Source organism: Parabacteroides sp. PF5-6 (genome assembly GCF_029504695.1).
GTDB lineage: Bacteria > Bacteroidota > Bacteroidia > Bacteroidales > Tannerellaceae > QVMG01.
Genome location: NZ_JAQFIN010000008.1, coordinates 26,479 through 50,414 on the forward strand (window position 1 = coordinate 26,479; position 23,936 = coordinate 50,414).

Genomic DNA, 23,936 nt, shown 5'->3' on the forward strand with positions numbered 1-23,936 from the left:
TATTTTATTGTTTTATATGCTGTATATTGATTTATGAAAGCTCACTTTATTCGCCCGGTTTCAGGTCTTCCTCCCACTCCCTGCCATACCAGGGGTTGATGGTGATATCGGCAGAGACATAGCCTTCGTTGGAAGAGTCGACACCGGGGCCTTTGATCGATTTGATCACGATTTTATATATATTGTTTCGGACCACTCCGTAGTAGCCGTAATCTTCTTCCGCTTTAATCCGGTCGTCCACGCCGAAATGCATGATTGGGATCCGGTAGACATTCAGTCCGTCTTTATGATACGTCAGCTTATTCAAGGAAGTAGTCACGAACTCGGTAGGCTCTGCATTTCCTTCTTTATTGAAATTGAAAGGAGAGTTCTCCATTTTCTGCGCACTTTCCAATACAGCCTTCAAGGCGGCCATGTCGGATGGGTACGTACCATTATACCATTCAACCGCCTGGGCATGGCTGAATACCTTCCATTGTTTGCCCTCAGGTTCGGTTTTGTCTTCAAAAGAATAGTACGAATGAATGTCTTTCAGTCCTTTGGGTTCGGTGATCTGCACCTTCAGTAGGATTTGGGTCGTATAGGTTTTCGGATCCGTTTTGTCTTTGTTCTGATCCGCTTTCGCCATCGTATTTTCCAAGACATAGCGATAATATGTGGTTGTCGCCGTGGTCGGATTCCAATCCAGGTAACGATCAGTCTGGTTCAATCCCAGAAGGGTGAAATGTTCTTTTTTCTTGGTTTCATCGGTTAGGAATATCTCGTTCGTATCAAAGTTAGGGTCTTTGGCGTAGACTTCATTACGCGGGTTATGGAAACCGCTTTCCTGCACACCGGTAATCAGATAATCGGCCTGACGCATCAGATACGTTTGTTTGTTGGTCACATCCACATCCCAGCTCACATTTCCGATCTTTCCGCCAAACTCCACTTCGTCTTTAGCAAATCCTTTGTGCACGGATACTTTAGCCACGATGCGTTCGACCGGGATATAGGCCGGAGCAGCTGTGGCTTCGCTATCTCTGTTCTTAAGCATCGATTGTGGTACGTAAATAATACCTCCGGCATTGCTCATCAGGAAATAGCTTTTTTTGTCTGTGTCATAAAATGTTTCAGCCGAGGTTCCGATTATAGCCGTCTGCAAGTCTTTCAAGGTGTTGTAACCCGACGGGAAGTTTTCTTCCGCTTTGCCGATGGAAGAGAGAAGGGCGTCGGATGCATTGACCAGTACAACCAGTTGATAATCCTGTTTCTTCAGGTCGATCGCTTTAGAAACAAATTGACTCTGGTTACCACTATGCACATGATTTCCATTAAAATTTTCTTCTCCGTTTGTTTTGGCTTCAATGTTGAAGTTGTAGAGTAGTTTGCTGTTTTCCCCTGCCGCTTCATAAAATAAGGCATGAACGGAAACTACGGCCTTTTCTTCCTTCGTGCCGTAATCCGTACCGGTGGCCCGTGTGGATAAAGACGGATCGGTTTCCATCTGAAGCGACAGAAAAACATCTCCTCTTTTCTTATTGCCGTATAATGAGAAGTCATTATCGTCGTCACTGCAGGCAGTGAACGCGCCTATCAGGCACACGCATAATGCCAATAGCCCTATTTTATTCCGGATATTCATATCGCAAAGTTTGAATCTTTAAAAAAGATATATAAGTAGCTTGTTATTTGTTTGTCAGTATGTTTATATCTTCCCGGAATTCAAAGGGGACGAATTCCGGGAAGAGAGGTTTACTTAATTATAAGTCAATATCTTGTGTGCGTACTACCCATGGCAATACCTGGATATCTACTGATAACCAATATTGCTTTTTGTCATCCGGACCTTCCGGATCGGGGATAGTCGGTTTACCAGGACCATTGACATTCTTCAGTGTCAGTTGGTACATATTGTTACGTACAACACCCCAACGGCCGAAGTTCATAAAATCAGGATTGGTATTAACTTCCGGTTCATTAGAAGACAAAGCATCATCAAAGTGACGGATCTTCACCGCGTAATAGCTTATACCGTTTTGATAGTATCCTAATTGTCCGTCGCTCGTTTCTCCTGAAGTCGAACGGGCAGTCATTGCATTTGCTGTTCCACCAAAGAAACCTTCTCCAACCGCTTTAGTAACCACTTCTTTTAACCCACTCGGAGCCGTCGGCCAGAGCATAGTTCCGTTATACATCGCTTCAAGCTGTCCATAAGTAAATGCTGCACCTCCATAGAAGTAATAGCTATCACCCGCTTCAATATCTTTGTTGCTCGGCACAAAATTAGCTCTAACCAAAGCACGGGTCGTTACATCTTCCCATTGCTCTTCCGGAGCCATTGTGTTTTCCAATGCATATTCACGGGTTCCAAAACCTTGGTCGGTAGTTAAGTCGTGCAAGAAACCGGTTGAGGTTGTTCCAGGCGCCAAATACTTGAATTCACCACTTAAGTCTCCGGTAGTTTCTTTCCGGTCTAAACTTACATTATCCCAGTTGGGGTCTTCGGCGTAGACATATTCCCGGAAAATCGAAGAGTAATCTTTTTCAAGTTCCCAAGTAGTTGTACCTGCATTGCTGGTAATACCGTCACCATTTCTATTAGTTGCCGGAGCCACATAAGTAAGTCTTCTTACCCAATACGTTTTCTTATTGGTGATATCCAATTGCCAGGTAGCATTTACAAACGAACCCCCATAAGCAACAGTCATTGCATCATCCAATTTAAAATAAACCTTAGTCAATATACGATCGACTTGCACTTTCGGTGCATTGCCAGCCGCTTCGGCAGCATCCTTTGTCGGATGTAACTGGTCTTCCGCTACATCTACAAGTCCCGAAGCATTTGTCATCGGGATATGTTTGTAAATGGTATTATCAGTAAGATCCACACCGTCTTTCATGTTTTCAGCCGCTTCTTCTTTTACATCTTCAAACTCTGCATAATACTTGTTTTTAGCAATGGCATCTTTCATGTTAGTCGTAGGATTCAAGACAACCAGTAATTGGTAAGCCTGTTTATCAACCCGTTGCGCCACAGTCCGGAAAGAAGACACATCGGCAGTTGACGAAATAACACTCGCCCCGCTAAAATCTGCACTCCCGTCGGTTGTAGCTTCAAGATCAAACACATATTTACACACCTTGGTCGTCGGATCATAAAGAGCCATAACACCATCCCGTACGGCCTGCTCTGCCTTGTCACCAGCCAGTGTAGCCTTAGTTTTCAGCAGTTTGTTTGCCATACCCATATCAAAGGAGAAGAAAGCATCCCCTTCCTGTTCCACCGGTGTTATATCCGGATCGATCACATCTCCTTTGTCAGAACATGCTGTCAGTGTTACTCCCCCGATAAATAGGGCCAATAACGCGTTTTTCCATTTCATTTTCATACTGTAGAATTTTTAATTAATAAATAGTTAATTGTTTAAAAATAATTTGTTCACTCACTATTACTTGTTTTTTCTCTGATCAGTCGTATTCCAGATCGACCGACTGCGTGCGCTTATACCATTTGGTGATGGATATATCTGTGGATATAAAGCGGTTCTCCCAATCGTATATGCCGTTGCCCGGACCGGTGATGGAATTGATCGTCACCGTGTACATATTGTTGCGTACCACCCCGTAATACCCATAGTTCTCCCGGGCATCACTTCCGCTTTCCGCCTTTCCGAAATGCCGGATAGGGATACTATAATAATTCAATCCCAGCGGATGATAGGTCACGCCATCGTATGAGCGGTAAAGCGTTTCCACGGTTCCGGGCGGTTGGGTGTTCGCAAAATTGAACGCGCCTGCCACTGTTCCATACTCACCTTGTATCTTTTTGATCTTTGCCTCCAAAAGATTCAACCACTTCTCTTCTTCTATCCGCGCGGCTTCCTCTTCTGCCGACTCTTCCTCTTTCTTTTCCACAGCAGGGAATCCGCGGTCTAACCAATGCGCAGCCTGTTCCTGCGTAAAGACACGCCATTGTGTTTTCCCTTCGCCGTCGTCCAATAGACAGGAGTAATAATTCCGGTTCGGATCGTCTTCATTTTCGATATCGTTCGGATCCAGAAGCAGATTTTTGTATATCAGATGCACCTTCAAGACGACCCTGGTCGCAAACTTCGTCCAGTCGGCATCTTTTTGCGTTTCTTTATCGAACGTATTCTCCATCACATATTGGAATGTCCGGAGCTTCTTATCCGCCGCTTTATCGGATATCCAGGTGGCATAAGGCACCTCTTCGTTTTTATTCCAGGTATTGAAAGCGTTTGCATTGTTCTCCGACAACACGAAATTCGGATCCCGGGCATATACATTTTCCCGGTCTTTCGGACTGTTCTCTTCCGTTTCCATCTCCGTACCACCGGCCAGCGGAGCAAATTGACGGATCAGGTAAGTACTTTTATTCGTCACATCCGTATACCAGCGCAACGGACGGTCTTTATCCAATACCACATCTTTGGTGGTAATGTTCACTCCCCCTTCGCGCTCCTTGACGGATACTTTCGCCAACAGCCGGTCGATATTCACCTGAACCGGGCTTGCATGCGCTTCATCTTTCGTCGGATATAACTTCGTAACCGGAACGGTCACCAAGCCATTGGCATTGCTCATAAAGAACAAAGGGGCATCCGCATCACCTTCGTATCCGCCGAACTTATTGATCGCTGAGGCTTGCAAACCCGTGATGGCAGTGGTCAGAAGCGACAATTCGGAATCTTTACTAATGTTCAGCGAATTAAAGATCGCCGCCGGCGGATTGGCCAAGACGACCATCTTATACTGCTGTCTCTTTACACTCTGGGCAATGCTCTGAAACCGCAAGGTCTCGGCATTCTCGGTGCGTATGACTTCATCACTCACGTTCGTGAATTTCTCCAGTTTCACGGAAGGCCCGGCAGTGTAGTTCTGCACGTCGAGCACGTATTTATAATCCAGTGTATTCTTTTCGTTATAAAGCAGGATCCAAACCTGATTCACCCGGTGTTCCCAGGGATCGATCGCTTCGACCGGCGCTTTCGTTGCCGCAGACTGACCCGTCGTTAAGTTGATCGAGAGAAAACCCTCTCCCTCTTCGGCGATCACCGGAGGGTCGATCGTCTGGTTATTGTCCGTGCAGGCATTAAAGAGTATGCAGAGAGCAACAAACAAATAGCCGACTATGTTATAATTTATCTTTTTCATTTTGTCTTTATTACTGAAAACACTGTTCCTTATCTGTTTTCTAAAAACTTATCCAGTTCCTGCCGGTTGGAAGCGGCTACTTCATTGCCTTGTTCAGCCGCCCTTTTAAAGCACGCACCGGCTTGTATGTAATCGCCTTTCCGGGCATAAGCCACTCCCAGGTTGTTCTTCGCTTCCGCGCAATCGATCTGCTGAAGCCTTTCGATTGCCCGGTCTAAAGCGCCCATCTCGATTTCCTGTACTGCCGCATTCAGATTGGCAATCGGATCTTCGGGGAAGAGGCGGACGGCGATATCAAATATACGGTTGAAGTCTTCACTGCCTTTGGCATACGAATTGGCTACCAGGAACATTTCATTCAGGCTCAGGTGCTGGGGCTTCGACTTGATCACTTCTTTCGCTTCCTCCAGATCGAACGCCCGGGCAACATACGCGAACGTATATTCAATCCGGCGGAGAGGAGGGTAATAGGTATTCAGCAAAGTGCGGTACGTATTGCCTCCATTCAACGCTTTGAGCTGTTCCTTGCGTTTACTGATATCCTCATTCCGATCGATCAGGCTGATCACCGCCTCTTTGTCGGGCAAGGATGAGGCAAGCACACTTTTACGCAGTCCTTCCCAGTCTTCGCCTTTCCAATTGGTTTTCATCATCGATTCACTGAGCTGCTGGAAACGAACCAGATAATTCACAAAAGCGTACGTCCGGTTCTTGGATAATTCGAGGTTCGCATTGTAATTGCCTTCCGGCGAAGCATAACCGACAATCTCTAAAGCTTGAATCGCCAGATTCTCATCTTCTCTGATTTCAGAGACAATCCGGTCGACCTGCGCCAACACATTGGCATTGTTTTCAAAATCCCGAAGCAGCTCATATTTACCAACTTTGAAGTTCAGATGCGCGGCATAGGTCTCGCTCCGGTGTTTCACCGGCTCGGCCTCAGGCATAACATATTGCAACGCATAAGTGGGCGTATGTACCGGTGCTAAAATAGGATCGGCCACGACAATCTCTTTCTTGCCCAGGTCACAATGGGCACAGCCACTGACCTCTTCCCGGAAAATGAGGTTCGCATTTCGCATCCACTCCGCGTAAGGAGCTGTCAACAGCACAGGATATAATTGTTTCTCCCCATTTTTCCGGGTCGCATATAGTAGAGGGTCCTTGCCTTGAGGCAGATAATCTTCCTTTTGACGCTGGTAAACCTTACTGCGCACGGCACCGGTGAGGATGATCGGATCAAAAACATACTCCTGCGCGGGTTCTGTCGATACGATCACCGGAACCTGAGAGATGATTAACTGCTTCGGCAGATTGATCGAACTGATATCCATATACAACTGGATCATCAATTTTTCGCCTTGCCGGAATGACTGAATATCTTTATATTGGATTTCCCCGGAATAGCTATTCTGGCTTTTTGCTACGGAAAAGAGGCAAAAAAGGGAAAAGAATACGGATAGGCTTCTATATAAGTAGAGCTTGTTCATAGAGCGTAGTATTTTTAAAAGTTTACCGAATGATATAAATAATGGAGATGGCCGCCTGAGTCGGGCCGAAATAATTGTATTTCTTTGATTTTATCTTCTCTCCACAAACAGCGCATTTGTACTTGTCGGCATCAATCCGGGCATATCCGGCTCCGATAACGGCTTCTATGCTCCAATGTTTACTCAGTATCCATTGATGGCCGAAATTGACACCCCCCCCATAGAAGAACCCTTCGTACTTATGATCCTGCAACTGAGACATAAAGCCAAACGGCAACTTCAAATCCGCCACACTGAACTCACCTCCATGCAGATGCAAACCCACAAACGTGCCATTAAACTTCTCGCAAAACCAATAGCGATACTCCGGCTGTACCAACCAATGTTTAAACCGCTTGTAATCACCCAGATTAAACGGGTTATAACCACCGGAAATATTGAGTGTGGATTGTTTGGACAACCCGATCTCCAGTCCCAAATTGGGGGTCAACGTCGCATCGTACAAGAGATTATTCTTCAATGCAACACTCTGACCAAACAACGATGTAGTACTCAATAATATACAAAAAACAGTTAATAACTTCTTCATCAAATACTGTATTTATTTAACAATAGTCTATATAATAAAATAGGGCTAATATCGCACCACTTTTTCGTCCTTTTTACTTGTTGTTTATTTTAAGACAAATTTAAAGACTATTCACACAGTACTTATTCACTAAAGTATTCTATTTATTCATCATTCCCGGAAAATTATTAAGACACTTCTGCCCGCTTCGTATTTTCCCCGGAGAAATGCCAAATACCCGTTTACAGAAATCACAAAATTGAGAAAGAGATGAAAAATCATATTCATCTGTCAATTCAGTTAAAGTTTGATTAGTATAAATAAGATCATTATATATTGCTTTCGATTTTTGCTCCGTCATCCACTGATACGTCGACATCCTGAAAATCGATTTGAATTGTTTTTCAAAGCTTGAAAGACTAGATCCGTAAAGATCGGCGAATTGCTGAACCGTTTTTACCTTCCTATAATTCTGCAAAACGAACACAGTAAAAGTGTAATTCTTATTCAGTAATGGAGAGAAAAAAGCAACCAACAATTCTTTCTGATAATAAGCACGAAAATAATAAAACACCTCCTTCGTTTTCAATTCTATGAAACATTTACACCGCAATCCATCCTCAAGACATTGAGAAAGTAAGGTCAAAAAGTCCTTCATTCTCTCATTAATTGCAAGAGTACCTGAAGCGCTTTCTTTCTTGCCATTTTCGGAAAAAAGCTTGCCCAGGGGCTGTATATTGCATAAATGGATCGAAGATTTTATTCTCAGAATTACCAGATGCAGGGATTCCACCGCCACTATTTTCAGATTACTTGCCGGAGGCAATAACACAACATGGTCTTCCGGATAAAAATTTTCAGTCGTATTGAAGAAAGCTTGCATAGCCCCTTGCATGACAAAAAGAATTTCTGCTTCTTCAATATATTTCTCGAATACACTCCCCTTTTTTAAGTGGAAACTCTCAAATAAAGGATTACTTCCTCGCTCATAATTTTCGCAAATAAGATGTTCATGGGCATACAATAATTCCATAACCTTAAATCTTAGTGATTTGACTTTGTTTTAATTGTAAAACGATTATCTCTTTAGAGTAATATTACGGATATACTTTAAAAATATTCCGACACTATGGCTGATTTAACTTCGCTAATTTAGTTTGCTATCACAAACAAAGGTATTCCCTTTTGGAATACTTCTATTCACAATTGCCGTAAAAAAATTCAGATTTTTACTTGTTTTTGAATAATAACAGCATCTATACTTAGCCTGTTAACAATTACTCTCATACTTATTCTCTATTATTGGCGTTTTTACTACTTAGTGGGTTTACGCGACAAAGAAAACACAAAATCATTTAATACGCAATACCTAACACCTCTATTTTTTCATTATTCCACAAAATGGAGCCTTGTTATTCATGAATTGCAAAAAAACGGTTCCGCTCATCACGTTCATATTTATCAATAAAAAGCCGGCAGCCTTTTCGAAAAGGCTGCCGGCTATTCCCAAAAGGCTGCCGGCTTTTTCGAAAAGGCTGCCGGCTATTTCCTTGATTAATTCGATTTGCGCGGCAGGGTATTATAAGGAGAGACCTCGCCGGTGTGGATGTCGAACAGACGGCGGTGCGTGGTCTGCATCGCCTCTACCATCTCGGGATAAGGACGGTCGGTGATGTCCAATAATCCGATATTGTAGTTCTCGCCGTCCATCCGGCCGGTATTCGCCTGGTCGATCCATTGAAACCAGTGGGCGCCGATCAACGACGGATGGGCATAACCCTGCTCGTTATAGAAACGGTAAGCATTGCCTCGCTCCCGGTAGTCGGCCACCTGCACAATACCGGCTGCCATGCCCCGGTCGGGCACACCGAAATGGTATTCCCCAATGATGATCGGCAGGCCGGTTTGCCGGTCGATCCGCTGCATAAAAGCAAGCGAGGGTTGCATCTCGTAGCAGTTGAAGCTGAACACATCGAAGTGTTTGCCGGTGATCGCCAGGAGCTCGTCGGTCGTATGTCCGCCAAAGCGCATACCCAGGTTCAGGTGGTTCGGATCATGTTTCTTCAAGGTTTGATTGACAAGCGCCAGGAACCGGTCGAAGGTGTGATAGATAAAGGCGCGACGATTGTCTGTCGAGTCGCCCTCTTTTTGCAGGAAAGCCGTCAGTTCCTTTTTGATCGGCGTATCATCGGTAGCCAGAATCCGGTCGCACAGGATCGATTCCTGTCCCGGCCAAGGCTGTTCGTTCCCCACGAAATAACCCAACAGCCAAGGGTTGTCCTTATACTCCCGCGCCATAGCGCCGATCGATTCGTCGATTGCCGCGGCATAAGCCGGGTCATAAATATCAGGCAATCCCATAATGCCCCGTTCCAAACGCAGGCCGGGCAGCGAGAGCACGAAAGGCATCCGGTCGGAACGGATCATATCGCGCGACGACCAGTTGGCCACCGTATTCAATCCCCAGGCGTGCATGCGTTCGACGGCTTTATCAACCCAGGCGGTCGATACCCGGTCGGCGCCATACCGCTGTTCGATATTCCAGCGATAAAAATCGGCACGTTCGGCACCCTCTTTCAGGTATTCATAGATATATTCGCGCCCTTTGATGCGGGTACTGACCGACGCATTCATGCAATCCACGCCAACGGAAAGAAACAGATAACCTTCGGGGTCGACAAACCACCAGCGATCGTCGATCTTCTCCGTCCGGAAAAAGCCGGTCGCCTTGCGCTGCGGCTGAGATTTATAGCCGCCATACCGGGAGAAGTCGTCCGACAGCGGAGCCAATTCCTGGTCTTCCTTTCCCCAGGCTTTTTGTAATTCATCCATCGTCTTGACCTTCCCCGGCCAGTCTTTGGTGGCCCACTGCCCGAAACGATCCACCAGGAATCCCTCTTGCAACAAGGTATCACCCGGACTCTCCATCGCCAGGGCAACCGAACGGATCTCCAACGTCGGATTATTGATCGGCGCATGCATGCGGAAGCCAAGCCCCGTCACCTGACGCAACGCATTCAGGTCATCGTTATGGATATTGATCTGCCCCAGATCGCGGGCCTTATTATAGGTAGCCGCCATATCGACCGCTGAAGCAGGCAGTTCGCGGTAGAAATCCAGCGGGATACAGAAACGCAGCCAGGCGCCCGGGAAAGGTTGGATATTCTTCATCACCCACCCTTCAGGCGTGATCGGGCCGGTCTGGAAACGCTGGGGCGAAGACGCTTTCATCTCCAGGATCAGGTAGTTGTACGCAGACCAGTCGTCGGGCAAATCCGCCGCCAACTCCTCCAACGTCCAGGAATACGTCGACACCTCTTCCGCAGAAGAAAAAGTCATCTGCAACGGCTGAGGCGCAGGATTACACGCGAACAACAAGACACTCACAAACAGGAATACATAAAATTTCGGAGTACACATGGATAATAGATTTATAGTTTGCGCAGCAATTTACAAAATAAAATGACGCACCGAAAAAGAGGCGATTTTTTCCCTGTTTTTTCAACAAGTATAAGAAGCAGTAAATCAACCTATTGCCGGGAGTAGTTATTTGTTGACAATTGTCAACAAATGTGTTGACGGTTATCAACAAACAAATACTCCCTCGAAAAAGACAAAATAGTTCTGCCGATTCGGATTCTGATAGGGACGGTCATAAATTCAAAACTCCAGTGTCAGTTGTTCGGGCAAAAGGGTGAATGTTTTCCGGTGGAAAGGGGTGATGCCCACACGGCGGATGGCTTCCCGGTGGGCACGGGTGGGATAGCCTTTGTTTTTTGTCCATTCATAGTCGGGGTATTGCGCGGCCAGTTCATCCATATAATCATCGCGGTAGGTTTTGGCGAGGACGGAAGCAGCGGCAATGGAATAATATTTGCCGTCGCCCTTGACCACCGTGGTATGCGGGATGCCGGGATAGGGATCGAAGCGGTTGCCGTCGATCAACAGATGATCGGGTTGGATCTTTAATTGTTCGATCGCCCGGTGCATGGCCAGGAAAGAGGCGCGCAGGATATTGATCCGGTCGATCTCTTCCGGCGTCACGATACCCACCGCCCAGGCCAGGGCTTCCTGTTCGATCACCGGACGGAGCGCATAACGCTTCTTCTCGCTCAGTTGTTTGCTGTCATTCAGATCCGGGTGAGTAAAGTCCGCCGGCAGAATCACCGCCGCCGCAAAGACCGATCCGGCCAGACAGCCTCTTCCGGCCTCATCACAGCCGGCTTCATAACGATTGGGGTCAATACAGGATAAAAGCATACGCTTTGCAATTACGAATTACGAATTAAAAATTACGAATGAAGCTGCGAAGTTACTGCCTTTCATTCGTAATTCGTAATTTTTAATTCTTAATTCTGATAAGGGGCCAAATCAGAAACCACGCAATCAAGGTAGCCACAATCACTCCGGCGGTATTGGCGAAGAAATCGTCGAAATCGCCCTGGCGGTTGGTGGTCAGGTAGTGCTGAGCGAGTTCGATCAGGCCGCCGAAAAGGATGGGCAAGAGGGTGGCGCCGGTCAATCCGCGCACCAAACGTTCGTTTTCTTTGCGGTGATTCCAGATATGTTCAAGCCAGAGCACGCCCGACAGGCCGCCGTACATACAGAAATGGGCAACCTTATCCATATAAGGAAAAAGAGGCGCATCAACAGCAGGCGGATTGAAAAAGGAAAGATAAATCACCGCCAGGATAACGATCCAGGAGAAAGGATATTTCTTCAGGTAATACCACATCGATTAAAACATTTTACGCACACGTTCTATACCTATTATAAACGTATCGATCTCCTCTTTCGTATTATAAAAAGAAAAAGAAGCGCGCACCGTGCCTTCAATGCCGAACCGTTGCATCAGGGGCTGGGCGCAATGATGGCCCGTACGCACGGCGATACCCAGACGGTCGAGCAACATGCCCATATCGTAATGATGGATATCCCCGACTAGGAAAGAGATCACACTGCCTTTATGCGCCGCCTCGCCGAAGATACGCATGCCTTCGATCGCCTGCATCTTTTCGGTGGCATAACGCAAGAGCTCCTCTTCGTAGGCCGCGATCCGGTCCATGCCCAGGGCGGAGACATAGTCGAGGGCGGTAGCCAACGCCGTGCTTCCGATATAATCGGGTGTGCCGGCTTCGAACTTATAAGGCAATTCGTTGAAGACCGTTTTCTCGAAGGTGACCGTTTCGATCATCTCGCCGCCTCCCTGATACGGGGGCAGACGATCCAGCCATTCTTCTTTCCCGTACAACACCCCCATGCCCGTGGGGCCATAGATCTTATGGGCGGAGAAGGTATAGAAATCGGCATCCAACGCCTGCACGTCGACAGCCAGGTGGGGCACTGCCTGGGCGCCGTCGACCAGAACCGGTACGCCCTGCGCATGGGCATAGGCCACCATCTCGCGGACCGGATTGACCGTGCCCAATACATTGGATACATGAACGACGGAGACCAGGCGGGTCTTTTCGGAAAAGAGCTTTTTGTAGGCCTCCAGATCCAATTCGCCATTGTCAGCGATCGGGATCACCCGGATCGCAATGCCTTTGCGCGCGGCCTGCATCTGCCAGGGCACAATATTCGAATGGTGTTCCATCGTAGAGATAATCACCTCATCGCCGGCCTGCATATATTCGTCGACGAAGCTCGAAGCCACCAGGTTGATCGCTTCGGTCGTGCCGCGGGTAAAAACAATCTCGTTGGGAGAGGAGGCATGAAGGAAACGTTGCACGGTCCGACGTGCCTCTTCATGGGCTTCCGTCGCCGCCTGGCTCAGGAAATGCACCCCCCGGTGCACATTCGCGTTTACATTATAATACCCACTTTCGATCTTCTCGACCACCGCCCGGGGTTTCTGTGTTGTTGCCGCGTTATCGAAATAGATAAGCGGCTTGTCGTAGATCTTTTGACTTAAAATCGGGAAGTCGGCCCGTATATCTTGTACATTAAACATAGAGAATCTCTTTTAGTATAAAGAACAACCGACAACAATCGGATGTTTATCAGAAAGTATAAACCATCAGTCCCAGGATGCGGTGATTGGTCACCCCGTGGGCATCTTTCACCTTGCCCGACTCCCACTCGATCGTCCCGTACTGGGCATTCGACAGGCAATATTCCACGCCCATCTTCCAGTGCGCCAGGTTATAAGAAAGACTCGGATTGACCATAACCAACCGATCGATATTCAGCCCTTTGCCGTAAACAGCCGGAGCGACAAGGGCGTCACCCGTGCCCAGGTTTTTGGAATAACCGGCGAAGAAGCTTCCTTTCCACTTCGTGCCGACCGTCAGGTTGACCCACGAAGTGGAATGTTTGAACGGGGTGTACTCCTGCTCCCCGGTACGCGGATCGATATGGGAGATGCCATATCCGCCAAGCACCGCCGTATGATCGAGCGCCGAAGCGAGCATGGTCTTAGCCGCAAAGGTATAATTCGCACCGGTATATTTCAGGTGGGCTTCGGCAGAGAAGGCGGTCATGCGCTCACTGACTTTGTATCTTCCGCTTTCCATCTCACTGACCGTGCGCGGCTTCAGGGAGATCATATACCCACCGGCACCCAAAAGCCAGCCTTTAGCCGGTACATAATCGAACCCGAGCGCGATTTCCGGGATTCCGCTATTCTTTATATAATCTTCGCTTCCGCCGGCAGGGCCCTGGGAAGTATATTGCAACTGCCATACGGTAGCCAAGGTCAGTTTTACCTTATCGACCTGCCGTTGCACGCGCAATAACGGGCTGCGGTTGAAAGGATTAAACGGCGCCCCGCTCGACAGGTTCAACACATCCGGCAAGACACCCGAAAGCGGATGCCAGGTCTGCCCGATCAAGACTTGTGTCTTCTCCCAATCCAATGCGACATACGCCTGGCGGATACGCAGCATGGTGGTGCTTGAAGAGAAACCGCCGAAGTCGGTCTCGATCTTGGCCGACGTACGGGCACTGCCCACCATCGGTCCGGTCAGGTCGAGCCCCAGGCGGGTGGTGAACGTATAAAAGCTCCCGTTCGGGGTCGCGTTGATATCCTTTCCGTCCGTATCGTAATCGTGATCGAGCGGATACATATAAAAGTTCCCGTCGACGGGGGCTACATTCGCCCGGCTATTGTAGAACAGGTCACCCCGGACAAAACCATAAAAACGATAGGTGAAATCTTTTTTCTGGGCAAGAAGGGATACAAAAGGGAAAACACATAGTAATCCGAGTAACGCTCGCTTCATTCTTTCTCTTTATTTATCGTTTGTCAATCCGCGTACAAAGGTACATATTTTTAGTTATCCCATTGAGGTTAGAAATATTATTTGTTCCTTTGCTTCCAAATTGTAAACTAAAACCACCCATTTGATTAAACCTGTAAAGAAACAACATAATTATGAGTACAAAAAAATTCTTATTGGAAGAGAAGGATATCCCTATGGCATGGTACAACATCATCGCCGATATGGAAAACAAACCACTTCTTCCCCTGCATCCGGGAACCCGGGAGCCGATGAAGCCGGAAGATCTTTATCCGCTGTTTGCCAAGGAACTGGCGCATCAGGAACTGAACTATACCGATCGTTGGATTGAGATTCCGGAGGAGGTGCGCGAACTCTATAAGAACTACCGCCCCACCCCGTTGGTCCGCGCGTACGGACTGGAGAAGGCATTGGACACGCCGGCGCATATCTATTTCAAGAACGAGAGCGTCAGCCCGATCGGTTCACACAAACTGAACTCGGCACTCGCGCAGGCTTACTTCTGCAAGAAAGAGGGCGTGACCAATATCACCACGGAAACGGGAGCCGGACAGTGGGGAGCCGCCCTTTCGTATGCAGCCAAAGCGTTTGGCCTCGAACTGGCCGTTTATATGGTAAAGATCAGCTACCACCAGAAACCCTATCGCCGGTCGATCATGCAGACCTTCGGCGCGCAGGTGATCGCTTCGCCCAGTATGAGTACGAAAGCCGGGCGCAAGATCCTGACGGACAACCCGAACTACCAGGGCAGCCTGGGCACGGCGATCTCGGAAGCGGTCGAACTGGCGATGCAAACGCCGAACTGTAAATACACCCTGGGCAGTGTATTGAACCATGTGATGTTGCACCAGACCGTGATCGGGCTGGAAGCGGAAAAGCAGATGGAGATGGCCGGTGAATATCCCGACGTGGTGATCGGTTGCTTTGGCGGCGGATCCAACTTCTCGGGTATCTCTTTCCCTTTCCTTCGCCACAAACTGACGGAAGGCAAAGACATTCGGATCGTGGCGGCCGAACCGGCATCCTGCCCAAAACTGACACGCGGCAAGTTCGAATACGACTTCGGCGACGAAGCCGGTTACACGCCGCTATTGCCCATGTTCACATTGGGGCATAACTTCTCGCCCGCCCATATCCATGCCGGCGGATTGCGCTACCACGGTGCCGGTTCGATCGTCAGCCAGATCATGCGCGACGGATTGATGGAAGCGGTAGATATCAAACAACTGGATACGTTCGAAGCCGCCAGCCTCTTTGCCCGCACCGAAGGTATTATTCCCGCGCCCGAATCGTCGCACGCGATCGCCGCCGCCATCAAAGAAGCCCTCGACGCGAAAGAAGAAGGGAAATCGCGCACCATCCTCTTCAACCTCTCCGGCCACGGCCTGATCGATATGGCAGCGTACGATCAATACATCTCCGGCGACCTGAGAAATCACGAACTGACGGATGAAGAACTCAATAAAAGCCTGGACACCCTCGAGCAGATCCTTTAAGGAATAATATAAACCCATTGAAACAAAAAAGGCGGCGTCTTTCCATCCAGGAAAAGACGCCGCTTTTTGTGTTAAATAAAATAAATCAAAAGTACTGAAGTGTTAATTTACATCAACGAATCCTTGGCGTTGGGCTCAATTATCACGCTTTGACTTTCATACGCTAAATATTCACGATTCCTTGCACTCATTCAAAAACAAACCCTCTTTTCCGCTATTTTAAAGGTTTTGACCACACTTTTTTCTTCCGTTTTTTTTCTAAATAACCGTAACTTCGCACTTGAAAACTAATAGATAGAAGTAAATGCCCAACAAAAAAGTACAAACAATTTAACACATTTAACTACATGAATAAAGCGCAGTTTATCGAAACGTTAGCCAGCAAAAGCATGCTGTCGAAGAATGATTCAAAGAAAGTATTAAACGCTTGCATAGAGATCGTTACAGAGTGTATGTGCAACCGGGAAGAAATCGTTTTCTCCGGGTTCGGTACCTTGCAACCCCGGCCGCAGACAAGCCGCCTGGCACGCAATCCCAAAACGGGAACGCCCGTGATGATCCAGCCCCGTACGTCGGTGAAGTTCAAACCCGGCAAATACCTGCTTGAATCAATCAACGAGAAAAAGGATTCGGATCGGGTAGAATAGAGATACTCAACCGGGTACTCCGGCACGCCGGCAACACAGACGAAAGCGCAGATGGTCGCCCAGACTATTCATCACGATGAATGATCGGCGACAATCTGCGCTTTATCTGTTTTACACCCTTCCCAGATACTCTTCCACCGTATAGTTGAGGAAGCGGTTAAAGGGTTGCAGGGTTTTGTAGTCGACCACTGCCTGATCGATCCAATCCTCCGCGTCGAAGAAAGTATCCGGTTTAGCGGCATAGACTGAGAAGTCTTTGTGTTTCAAGATATGCCCATAAGGTGAATCGGCCGGGAAACCGACAGGCATACGGGTCAGCGTCTCACCGGTCAACTCCGGATAGGTCGCTTTGAACGACGGCGCTTCAAGGATTTCTTCAAATTCATCGATCTGATCGTAGATATCCTGGCGCAGCCGCTTGAGCAAATCATTGGGCGGCATATAGATCCCTCCGGAAAGCAGGCAATTGCCTGGCTCCAGATGCAGGTAGTATCCGGCATACATACTCTTACGGCCGCCTTTGGCCATGTAAGCGCCCAGATAGGTCTTGTAGGGCACTTTGTTGGGAGAGAAACGTATATCCCGGTAGATCCGGAAAATACAATCTTTCGCCTCCAAGCCCGTCAGCTCCGGATCAAACAGCGCAATCCGGTTGATTAACTCCTGCACCTGCTGCAGATACGCACTCCGCAAGGCATCAAACCATTCTTTATTTGCCTGAAACCACTCGCGGTTATTGTTCACCGTCAACTCCCGCAGGAATTGAAAGATCTCTTTGTTTCTATTCGTTTTCATACGTACACAAAGTTACGGAAAAAAATCAACGCCACACAAAAAAAGAGAGCTACAACCCGTGTAACTCTCTTTCGTTGCTCTTCCTCTTGGACTTGAACCAAGGACCCTCTGATTAACAGTCAGATGCTCTAACCAACTGAGCTAAGGAAGAATGTTGCTTACTTTTCCGTAAAAGCGTTGCAAAGGTAAATCTTATTTTTCAATATGCAAATTTTTATCCAAAAAAAACAAGCCGGTCCCGGTTGTAAGCTGAAAATCTTTACCTTTGTAATCCATCGAAGAGAAAGAAGAAACACCTAAAAGAAGAATCTATGTATAAAAAGACTGGGTTGGTCCTTATCGGGCTGTTGGTACAATGGAGTTTGTTTGCGCAATATCCTTTCGAGATCAAGTATGGCCCCTACCTGCAGAACATGGGCGAAAACGAAGTAACGGTAGTCTGGGTAACGAATCAGCAGGCCCTGGGTTGGGTCGAACTGGCGCCGGACGACGAGACGCATTTCTATGCCGAAGAACGGCCGCAGTTCTTCCAGACGGAAAACGGCCGGAAGCTGGTCGGGACGCTCCACCGGGTGACGATCAAAGGTTTGAAAAAAGGAACCCGCTACCGCTACCGGGTTTATTCGCGTGAGGTATTGGACAACACGGGCTGGGATACTTCTTTCGGAAGGATCGCGGCGACGAATCCCAACCGTTTGTTCGCCTTTACGACGCTCGATCGCTCGAAAGAGGCGTTCCACTTTGCCGTTGTCAATGATATCCATGCCCGAAGTGAGTTTCTGGACTCCCTGATCAGCGGCATAAAGCTCGACCAGCAGGATTTCATCTTCTTCAATGGCGATATGATGAGCCATCTCAATTCCGAGGAACTGATGTTCGACGGTTTTCTGAACAAATCGACCGAATTGTTCGCCTCGAATATCCCGTTCTTTTACGCCCGGGGCAACCATGAGACACGCGGTCCTTTCTCCACCCGTTTTATGGACTACTTCCCCACCCCTACCGGTAAGCCTTATTACACCTTCCGCCACGGACCCGCCCTCTTTATCGTATTGGACGGCGGAGAAGACAAGCCGGATTCAGACATTGAATATGGAGGCCTTTCCGCTTTCGACCCCTACCGGAAGGAACAGGCGGAATGGCTGAAAACGGTCGTGGCATCGGAGGAATTCAAAAACGCAACGGTGAAGATTGTCGTGATCCATGTGCCGCCATTCACCTCCACCTGGCACGGCACGTTGCAGGTGGGCGAACTCTTTGTCCCCATACTCAACCGGGCGGGCGTCGACCTGATGCTGTGCGGCCATACCCATCGCTACTCCCTCCAGGCCAAAGGAAAAAACGGCAATAACTTCCCCATCCTGACCAACTCCAACCAGGAGATCGTGGAAGTCGCCGTCGACGGAAAAAATATCGAAGTGACCCTCAAAGACAAAACCGGAAAGCAAACCAGGCAATTTAGTTTTTAAGGGGATCCGGTTAAACGGATACGCGGCGATCAGCCGGCACACAAAGAAAAAAGGGATAAATCTTTCGATTTATCCCTTTCTTTTTGCTCTTCCTCTTGGACTTGAACCAAGGACCCTCTGATTAACAGTCAGATGCTCTAACCAACTGAGCTAAGGAAGAATTTATGCCCTTTCAAAGGCTCCGCCGAACCCCTTCCGAAAATGCTCTGCAAAAGTAAAAGCTATTTTCGAAATATGCAATATCTTTGCGAAAAAAAATAGAAAGATGAACACAATAGGCATGGGCAACGCGTTGGTGGATGTATTGCTGCAACTCGAATCCGACCGGGTGCTACCGGAGATCGGCATTCAGAAAGGAGCCATGGATATGATCAGCGAAGAGCAGATGATCCGGATCCGCAAAAATCAGGAAGGATTGAAAAGAAGCCAGACACCGGGCGGCTCGGTCTGCAACACGATGCGGGCGATGTCGCGCCTGGGCGCAAGAACCGGCTTTATCGGCAAGATCGGCTCCGACGAAGTAGGCGCCTACTATGAAGAGGAAGTAAAAAAAGCCGGGGTAAACCCGCACTTTATCCGGACTGAAGGCGTTTCGGGCAGTTGCACCGTCTTGATCTCGCCCGATGGCGAGCGGACGATGGGCACTTTCCTGGGCCCGGCCGCCACGATGGTGCCCGACGAAATCCGGGTGGAGGCATTAGAGAATTATCACTGCATTTATATAGAAGGTTACTTGCTGGTCAACGAGCCCCTGATGCGCGCCACGATGCAAAAAGCGAAGCAGGCGGGCTTGAAGATCGCCCTCGACCTCTCGAATTTCAACATCGTCAATGCCTTCAAAGGGCTACTGGACGATATCATCCCCAACTACGTCGATATCCTGTTCTCGAACGAGAGCGAAGCGGAGGCCTTTACCGGGCAGCAGGCACAAGAGGCCGTACGCACCCTGGCCTCGATGGTCGATATCGCCATGGTCACCCTGGGCAAGAACGGCGCGTTGATCGCCCGTGGCGACACGGTCGTTCACGTCGATGCCGAAGGCGGCAAGCCGGTCGACACCACCGGCGCCGGCGATCACTTCGCCGCCGGATTCCTCTACGGACAAACACGCAACGCCAGCCTCGAACAATCCGGGCGCATCGGCTCTTTATTGGCCGGTTACGTGATCGACGCCATCGGACCGGTCATCCCCGACAGGCATTGGGAACAAATAAAGTTAAAAGTAAATGACATATTGGGGTAAACCTGACATTTTCCTTACTTTTACCCCTCTTTTAATGAAAATCAGATCAATAGGTAGACAATGCAAAAAAGAATAATCACGGGACTGCTGGTCCTTTCACTACTGATAAGTCATACAATCAACGGACAGACACAGACGGATAATCGTTTTGAGATAAGTAAGAACCTGGATGTTTTTAATGCGTTAGTGAAAGAAGTCGAAATGTTCTATGTCGACTCCCTGGACGTGAACAAAACCGTGCGTCGCGGCATCAACGCCATGCTCTCCGGCCTCGATCCCTATACCGAATACATTCCGGAAGATGAAATGGAAGAATTGAAGCTGATCACCACCGGTGAATACGGGGGTATGGGCGCTTTGATCCGGCAACGCGGACCCGAAGGCGGCGTGATCGTGGCCGAACCTTACGAAGGCAAACCGGCAGCACTGGCCGGACTGAAAGCCGGTGATATCTTCCTGACGATCGATGGCGAAGACGTGTCGAAAGCCACTTCCGACCGGGTCAGCTCTTTGCTCAAAGGCATTCCGAACACGAAGATGAAAGTCACCATCCAACGGCCGGGTGAAAAGAAACCACGTACGTTCGAGATCGTGCGCCGTCAGATCGTGATGGATCAGATCTCCTACTACGGTGTGCGTGCGGATAAGACCGGTTATATCCACCTGACCGGTTATACCGATAAGAGCGGCGCCGAGGTGAAAGCAGCCTTCGAAGACCTGAAAAACAACCATCAGATTGAATCCCTTATCCTCGACCTGCGCGGCAATCCCGGCGGAGTGATGGAGACAGCCATTCAGATTGTCGGTATGTTCGTGCCCAAAGGCGAAGAGATCCTCTCGACCAAAGGCAAGCAACGGCAGTGGGACCGTACCTACCGCACATCGACCGAACCGCTCGACACGGTTATGCCTATCGCCGTATTGATTAACGGCGGATCAGCCTCTTCGGCCGAGATCACCGCCGGTGCGTTGCAGGATCTCGACCGCGCCGTATTGGTGGGACAACGTTCGTACGGCAAAGGGCTGGTGCAATCCACCCGCGACCTGCCTTACGACGGTAAACTCAAGGTGACCATCAGCAAATATTACATCCCCAGCGGCCGATGTATCCAACAGCTCGACTATACCCACCGCCGGGCCGACGGCACGGTGGCCGCCATCCCCGATAGCCTGACGAATGTGTTTCACACCGCCAATGGCCGTCCGGTACGCGACGGTGGAGGCGTGCGTCCCGACTTCGAAGTGGAAGAAAAAGACCTGCCCACCATGCTCTATTACCTGATGAACGACAATATCCTTTTCGATTTTGTCACCGACTGGACCATCCAGCACCCCACCATCCCCCCGGTCGAGGCGTTTGAAGTGAGCGATGAAGATTTTGAAGCCCTCAAAGCGTATGCCAAAGAGAAAAACTTCACTTACGACCGCCAGAGCACCCGGGTGTTAAGCCAATTGAAAGAGATCGCCGAGTTTGAAGGCTACCTCAAAGAAGACTCCACCATCTTCAATGCCCTCGAAACCAAATTGACGCCCGACCTGGAAAGAGACTTCGACCGTTTCCGCCCGGAAGTCAAGAAACTCCTGGCCGGCGAGATCGTCAAACGCTACTACTACCAACGTGGCCAGATGATCGAGAACCTCAAAGACGACGAAACGCTGCAAAAAGCCATCGAAGTACTCGCCGATCCCAAGCTCTACCACCAGACATTAAACAAACCGGAAGAAGAAGCTTTATAATCCGCGTCCGTTTTCGGTCAGAAACCGGTACCTTTTTGTTGTTTGACAGCTGTCGAACAACTGTTTCACAGCTATCGAACAGCTGTTCGACAGCTATCAAACACGTGTTTGATAGCCGCCAAACAAAGAAAAAGGATCGCCGAAAAGAAAAAACGTCCAATTCTTAGACAGTTGGCCGACTTCGTTATCCGCCAACGACCGGACAAGAAGAATATTTTCGTATGTTTGTTTTTAGAAATCGAGACGGATATGCGAAACGGAAAGATTATTATAGTAGATGATAATGAGGCGGTGTGGAAAGCGTTGCGGATTATTCTTTCGCGCGAGTTCCAGACGGTGGTCGGCATATCCGATCCGACACTATTGCCGGCACTGTTGCGCGAAGAGGATGTGGATGTGGTTCTGTTGGATATGAATTTCGGGACGGGCAAGCAGACCGGAGGGGAAGGGCTGTTCTGGCTCGACCGGATCCTGGAGCGTAAGCACCCGCCGGCGGTTGTATTGATCACCGCCTTCGGCGATATCAACCTGGCGGTGGCCTCGCTCAAAAAGGGCGCTTCGGATTTTATCGTCAAACCCTGGGACAACGAGAATCTGATCCAGGCAGTTGTTTCCGCCTGGCGGAAAAGGCGCCTGAAAAGGCCGGAAAACACCGGTGAATCCGTCAAAAATGAGCGGAGTGAAGTTTCGGTGAACTCCTCCGACCAGTTGATCAATCCACTCATCGATTTCCTCTTGCACAAACATGCCACCCATTACGGTAAACCCCTGCCCCGGCTAACACCCGAAGCGCGGAAGAAGTTGAACACACTCGTGTGGCAAGGCAATATGCAAATGCTCGAGCAGAGTATCGAGCGGGCACTGCTGTTGAAAGAAGACACCACCTTAACGGCCGACGATTTCTATACGGAAACTCCGCCCGACACGATGGAACCGACACTGACCCTGGAAGAGATGGAAAAGCAATTTATCCGGGAGGTTCTTCAAGAGAAGAACGGCAACCTCACACTCACCGCGCAACAGTTGGATATCAGTAGGCAAACCCTCTACAACAAAATGCGCAAGTACGAACTCTCACAGGAATAAGCCATGTATAGTCGTCGCCTCTACCTGAAAATCATTGCGGGCATCACTGCCATCGTATGCTTTTCTCTCTTGGGGGCAGGGCTGTTGATCAGTAAGACCTCTTACTTCCTGGCTTTTGCCTGCCTGATGGTTATCCTATGGATAAGCCTGTATATGATCCGATTGATAAACCGGACGAACCGGCAGCTCTCCCTCTTCTTCGACTCCCTGCGCAACAAAGACGCCAGCCAGCATTTCCCGCATCAGGCTGATGATCCTTTTTTGCAAAATATGTATGCGGAGATGAATAAGGTGATCCACCTGTTGGGCGAAAGCCGCAGTGAGATCGAAGAAAAACGGTTGTACTACGAGAGTATCCTGCGGGTATTGACCCATGAGATACGCAATTCGCTCACGCCTATCTCTTCTTTATCGGCGGATCTATTGGCGCATACCGAAAGTTACAGCCCGGAACAACTGACGGAAGGGCTGGAAGTGATCAACAACCAGGCGCGCAACCTGAGTAGCTTTCTGGATTCGTACCACCGGTTGACCCACCTGCCCGATCCGGAGAGAAAAGCAATCGCGGTATCCGCTTTGTTTATCAAGCTGGAACGCCTATTGGCCGCCGAGCCGGGAAGCCAACGCATTGCCTACCGGGCAGAGGAAGACCTGGTCGTCCAGGCCGATCCCAACCTGATTACCCTGGCACTGATCAACCTGATCCGCAACGCCCTGCAAGCCGTCGCCGGGCAAAGCGACGCCCGGATCGGCGTGGAAGCGCTGATATACGAAGGAAGAACAAGGATCACCATCACCGACAACGGGCCCGGCATCCCTGCCGACAAACTATCCGATATCTTTATCCCTTTCTATTCCACCAAAGACGGCGGAAGCGGTATCGGTATCCCCCTCTCCCAACGCATCATGCAGATGCACGGCGGCGAACTTACGGTCATCTCCGATCCCCGGAAAAAGACCGTGTGCACGCTCTGGTTCTAACCTAAAAAAACGCGAGTCCGGCAGAC

Annotated in this window: 19 protein-coding genes and 2 tRNA genes; 7 read left to right on the top strand and 14 right to left on the bottom strand. The window is 49.0% G+C overall.

Features of this window, described 5'->3' with window-relative positions:
• Positions 1-46: 46 nt before the first annotated feature.
• From M2133_RS10610 to M2133_RS10660, 11 genes are all read right to left on the bottom strand, one after another.
• Entirely contained in the window at positions 47-1,624 is a 1,578-nt protein-coding gene (locus M2133_RS10610; RefSeq protein ID WP_277466102.1) for an Mfa1 family fimbria major subunit, read from the bottom strand.
• Between the two features lie 118 nt (positions 1,625-1,742).
• Positions 1,743-3,371, bottom strand: a complete 1,629-nt coding sequence (locus tag M2133_RS10615) for an Mfa1 family fimbria major subunit (protein ID WP_277466103.1) — start codon at positions 3,369-3,371, stop codon at positions 1,743-1,745.
• A gap of 79 nt (positions 3,372-3,450) precedes the next feature.
• Positions 3,451-5,157, bottom strand: coding sequence for an Mfa1 family fimbria major subunit (locus tag M2133_RS10620; RefSeq protein WP_277466104.1), 1,707 nt, complete (start codon positions 5,155-5,157; stop codon positions 3,451-3,453).
• 29 nt (positions 5,158-5,186) lie between these two features.
• Entirely contained in the window at positions 5,187-6,647 is a 1,461-nt protein-coding gene (locus tag M2133_RS10625) for a DUF3868 domain-containing protein (protein WP_277466105.1), read from the bottom strand.
• Positions 6,648-6,669: 22 nt separating this feature from the next.
• Positions 6,670-7,236, bottom strand: coding sequence for a DUF3575 domain-containing protein (locus M2133_RS10630; RefSeq protein ID WP_277466106.1), 567 nt, complete (start codon positions 7,234-7,236; stop codon positions 6,670-6,672).
• A 139-nt stretch (positions 7,237-7,375) separates the two neighbouring features.
• Positions 7,376-8,248 (bottom strand): helix-turn-helix domain-containing protein, encoded by an 873-nt coding sequence (locus tag M2133_RS10635; protein ID WP_277466107.1) that lies wholly within the window; start codon positions 8,246-8,248, stop codon positions 7,376-7,378.
• A gap of 521 nt (positions 8,249-8,769) precedes the next feature.
• Positions 8,770-10,635 carry a hypothetical protein gene (locus tag M2133_RS10640; RefSeq protein ID WP_277466108.1) on the bottom strand — a complete coding sequence of 622 codons (1,866 nt, stop codon included), beginning with the start codon at positions 10,633-10,635 and terminating at the stop codon, positions 8,770-8,772.
• A gap of 240 nt (positions 10,636-10,875) precedes the next feature.
• Positions 10,876-11,475: a ribonuclease HII gene (locus M2133_RS10645; protein ID WP_277466109.1), complete on the bottom strand. Its 600-nt coding sequence runs from the start codon at positions 11,473-11,475 to the stop codon at positions 10,876-10,878.
• Between the two features lie 82 nt (positions 11,476-11,557).
• Positions 11,558-11,950, bottom strand: a complete 393-nt coding sequence (locus tag M2133_RS10650; protein WP_277466110.1) for a VanZ family protein — start codon at positions 11,948-11,950, stop codon at positions 11,558-11,560.
• Positions 11,951-11,953: 3 nt separating this feature from the next.
• The gene (locus M2133_RS10655) at positions 11,954-13,168 is read right to left on the bottom strand and encodes a cysteine desulfurase (protein ID WP_277466111.1); all 1,215 of its coding nucleotides are present in this window, start codon (positions 13,166-13,168) and stop codon (positions 11,954-11,956) included.
• A 49-nt stretch (positions 13,169-13,217) separates the two neighbouring features.
• Positions 13,218-14,438, bottom strand: coding sequence for a hypothetical protein (locus M2133_RS10660; protein WP_277466112.1), 1,221 nt, complete (start codon positions 14,436-14,438; stop codon positions 13,218-13,220).
• A 152-nt stretch (positions 14,439-14,590) separates the two neighbouring features.
• Between M2133_RS10660 and M2133_RS10665 the strand changes: the two genes are divergently transcribed.
• Together M2133_RS10665 and M2133_RS10670 are read left to right on the top strand one after the other, a co-directional pair.
• Positions 14,591-15,952 (top strand): TrpB-like pyridoxal phosphate-dependent enzyme, encoded by a 1,362-nt coding sequence (locus M2133_RS10665; RefSeq protein ID WP_277466113.1) that lies wholly within the window; start codon positions 14,591-14,593, stop codon positions 15,950-15,952.
• A gap of 290 nt (positions 15,953-16,242) precedes the next feature.
• Complete coding sequence (locus M2133_RS10670; protein ID WP_346843243.1) at positions 16,243-16,599, top strand: HU family DNA-binding protein; 357 nt, start codon at positions 16,243-16,245, stop codon at positions 16,597-16,599.
• Positions 16,600-16,710: 111 nt separating this feature from the next.
• Here the strand turns inward: M2133_RS10670 and M2133_RS10675 are convergent, their stop codons facing one another.
• Positions 16,711-17,394 (bottom strand): DUF2461 domain-containing protein, encoded by a 684-nt coding sequence (locus M2133_RS10675; RefSeq protein ID WP_277466115.1) that lies wholly within the window; start codon positions 17,392-17,394, stop codon positions 16,711-16,713.
• 77 nt (positions 17,395-17,471) lie between these two features.
• A tRNA-Asn gene (locus M2133_RS10680) sits at positions 17,472-17,545 on the bottom strand.
• 160 nt (positions 17,546-17,705) lie between these two features.
• On the opposite strand from M2133_RS10680, the gene M2133_RS10685 reads away from it, so the two are divergent.
• Entirely contained in the window at positions 17,706-18,863 is a 1,158-nt protein-coding gene (locus M2133_RS10685; RefSeq protein ID WP_277466116.1) for a metallophosphoesterase family protein, read from the top strand.
• An 86-nt stretch (positions 18,864-18,949) separates the two neighbouring features.
• Here the strand turns inward: M2133_RS10685 and M2133_RS10690 are convergent.
• Positions 18,950-19,023 (bottom strand) — tRNA-Asn (locus tag M2133_RS10690).
• A 105-nt stretch (positions 19,024-19,128) separates the two neighbouring features.
• On the opposite strand from M2133_RS10690, the gene M2133_RS10695 reads away from it, so the two are divergent.
• The 4 genes from M2133_RS10695 (at position 19,129) to M2133_RS10710 (ending at position 23,910) form a co-directional block, all read left to right on the top strand.
• Positions 19,129-20,106: an adenosine kinase gene (locus M2133_RS10695; protein WP_277466117.1), complete on the top strand. Its 978-nt coding sequence runs from the start codon at positions 19,129-19,131 to the stop codon at positions 20,104-20,106.
• Between the two features lie 60 nt (positions 20,107-20,166).
• Entirely contained in the window at positions 20,167-21,843 is a 1,677-nt protein-coding gene (locus tag M2133_RS10700) for a S41 family peptidase (protein ID WP_277466118.1), read from the top strand.
• 249 nt (positions 21,844-22,092) lie between these two features.
• Positions 22,093-22,929 carry a response regulator gene (locus tag M2133_RS10705; protein WP_277466119.1) on the top strand — a complete coding sequence of 279 codons (837 nt, stop codon included), beginning with the start codon at positions 22,093-22,095 and terminating at the stop codon, positions 22,927-22,929.
• 3 nt (positions 22,930-22,932) lie between these two features.
• On the top strand, positions 22,933-23,910 hold the full coding sequence (locus tag M2133_RS10710) for a HAMP domain-containing sensor histidine kinase (RefSeq protein WP_277466120.1): 978 nt from the start codon (positions 22,933-22,935) through the stop codon (positions 23,908-23,910).
• The last annotated feature ends 26 nt before the right edge of the window (positions 23,911-23,936 follow it).

Bases quoted from the DNA above. Each gene is read 5' to 3' on its own strand.
- M2133_RS10610 (WP_277466102.1), bottom strand. From the start codon at position 1,624: ATGAATATCCGGAATAAAATAGGGCTATTGGCATTATGCGTGTGCCTG.
- M2133_RS10615 (WP_277466103.1), bottom strand. From the start codon at position 3,371: ATGAAAATGAAATGGAAAAACGCGTTATTGGCCCTATTTATCGGGGGA.
- M2133_RS10620 (WP_277466104.1), bottom strand. From the start codon at position 5,157: ATGAAAAAGATAAATTATAACATAGTCGGCTATTTGTTTGTTGCTCTC.
- M2133_RS10625 (WP_277466105.1), bottom strand. From the start codon at position 6,647: ATGAACAAGCTCTACTTATATAGAAGCCTATCCGTATTCTTTTCCCTT.
- M2133_RS10630 (WP_277466106.1), bottom strand. From the start codon at position 7,236: ATGAAGAAGTTATTAACTGTTTTTTGTATATTATTGAGTACTACATCG.
- M2133_RS10635 (WP_277466107.1), bottom strand. From the start codon at position 8,248: ATGGAATTATTGTATGCCCATGAACATCTTATTTGCGAAAATTATGAG.
- M2133_RS10640 (WP_277466108.1), bottom strand. From the start codon at position 10,635: ATGTGTACTCCGAAATTTTATGTATTCCTGTTTGTGAGTGTCTTGTTG.
- M2133_RS10645 (WP_277466109.1), bottom strand. From the start codon at position 11,475: ATGCTTTTATCCTGTATTGACCCCAATCGTTATGAAGCCGGCTGTGAT.
- M2133_RS10650 (WP_277466110.1), bottom strand. From the start codon at position 11,950: ATGTGGTATTACCTGAAGAAATATCCTTTCTCCTGGATCGTTATCCTG.
- M2133_RS10655 (WP_277466111.1), bottom strand. From the start codon at position 13,168: ATGTTTAATGTACAAGATATACGGGCCGACTTCCCGATTTTAAGTCAA.
- M2133_RS10660 (WP_277466112.1), bottom strand. From the start codon at position 14,438: ATGAAGCGAGCGTTACTCGGATTACTATGTGTTTTCCCTTTTGTATCC.
- M2133_RS10665 (WP_277466113.1), top strand. From the start codon at position 14,591: ATGAGTACAAAAAAATTCTTATTGGAAGAGAAGGATATCCCTATGGCA.
- M2133_RS10675 (WP_277466115.1), bottom strand. From the start codon at position 17,394: ATGAAAACGAATAGAAACAAAGAGATCTTTCAATTCCTGCGGGAGTTG.
- M2133_RS10685 (WP_277466116.1), top strand. From the start codon at position 17,706: ATGTATAAAAAGACTGGGTTGGTCCTTATCGGGCTGTTGGTACAATGG.
- M2133_RS10695 (WP_277466117.1), top strand. From the start codon at position 19,129: ATGAACACAATAGGCATGGGCAACGCGTTGGTGGATGTATTGCTGCAA.
- M2133_RS10700 (WP_277466118.1), top strand. From the start codon at position 20,167: ATGCAAAAAAGAATAATCACGGGACTGCTGGTCCTTTCACTACTGATA.
- M2133_RS10705 (WP_277466119.1), top strand. From the start codon at position 22,093: ATGCGAAACGGAAAGATTATTATAGTAGATGATAATGAGGCGGTGTGG.
- M2133_RS10710 (WP_277466120.1), top strand. From the start codon at position 22,933: ATGTATAGTCGTCGCCTCTACCTGAAAATCATTGCGGGCATCACTGCC.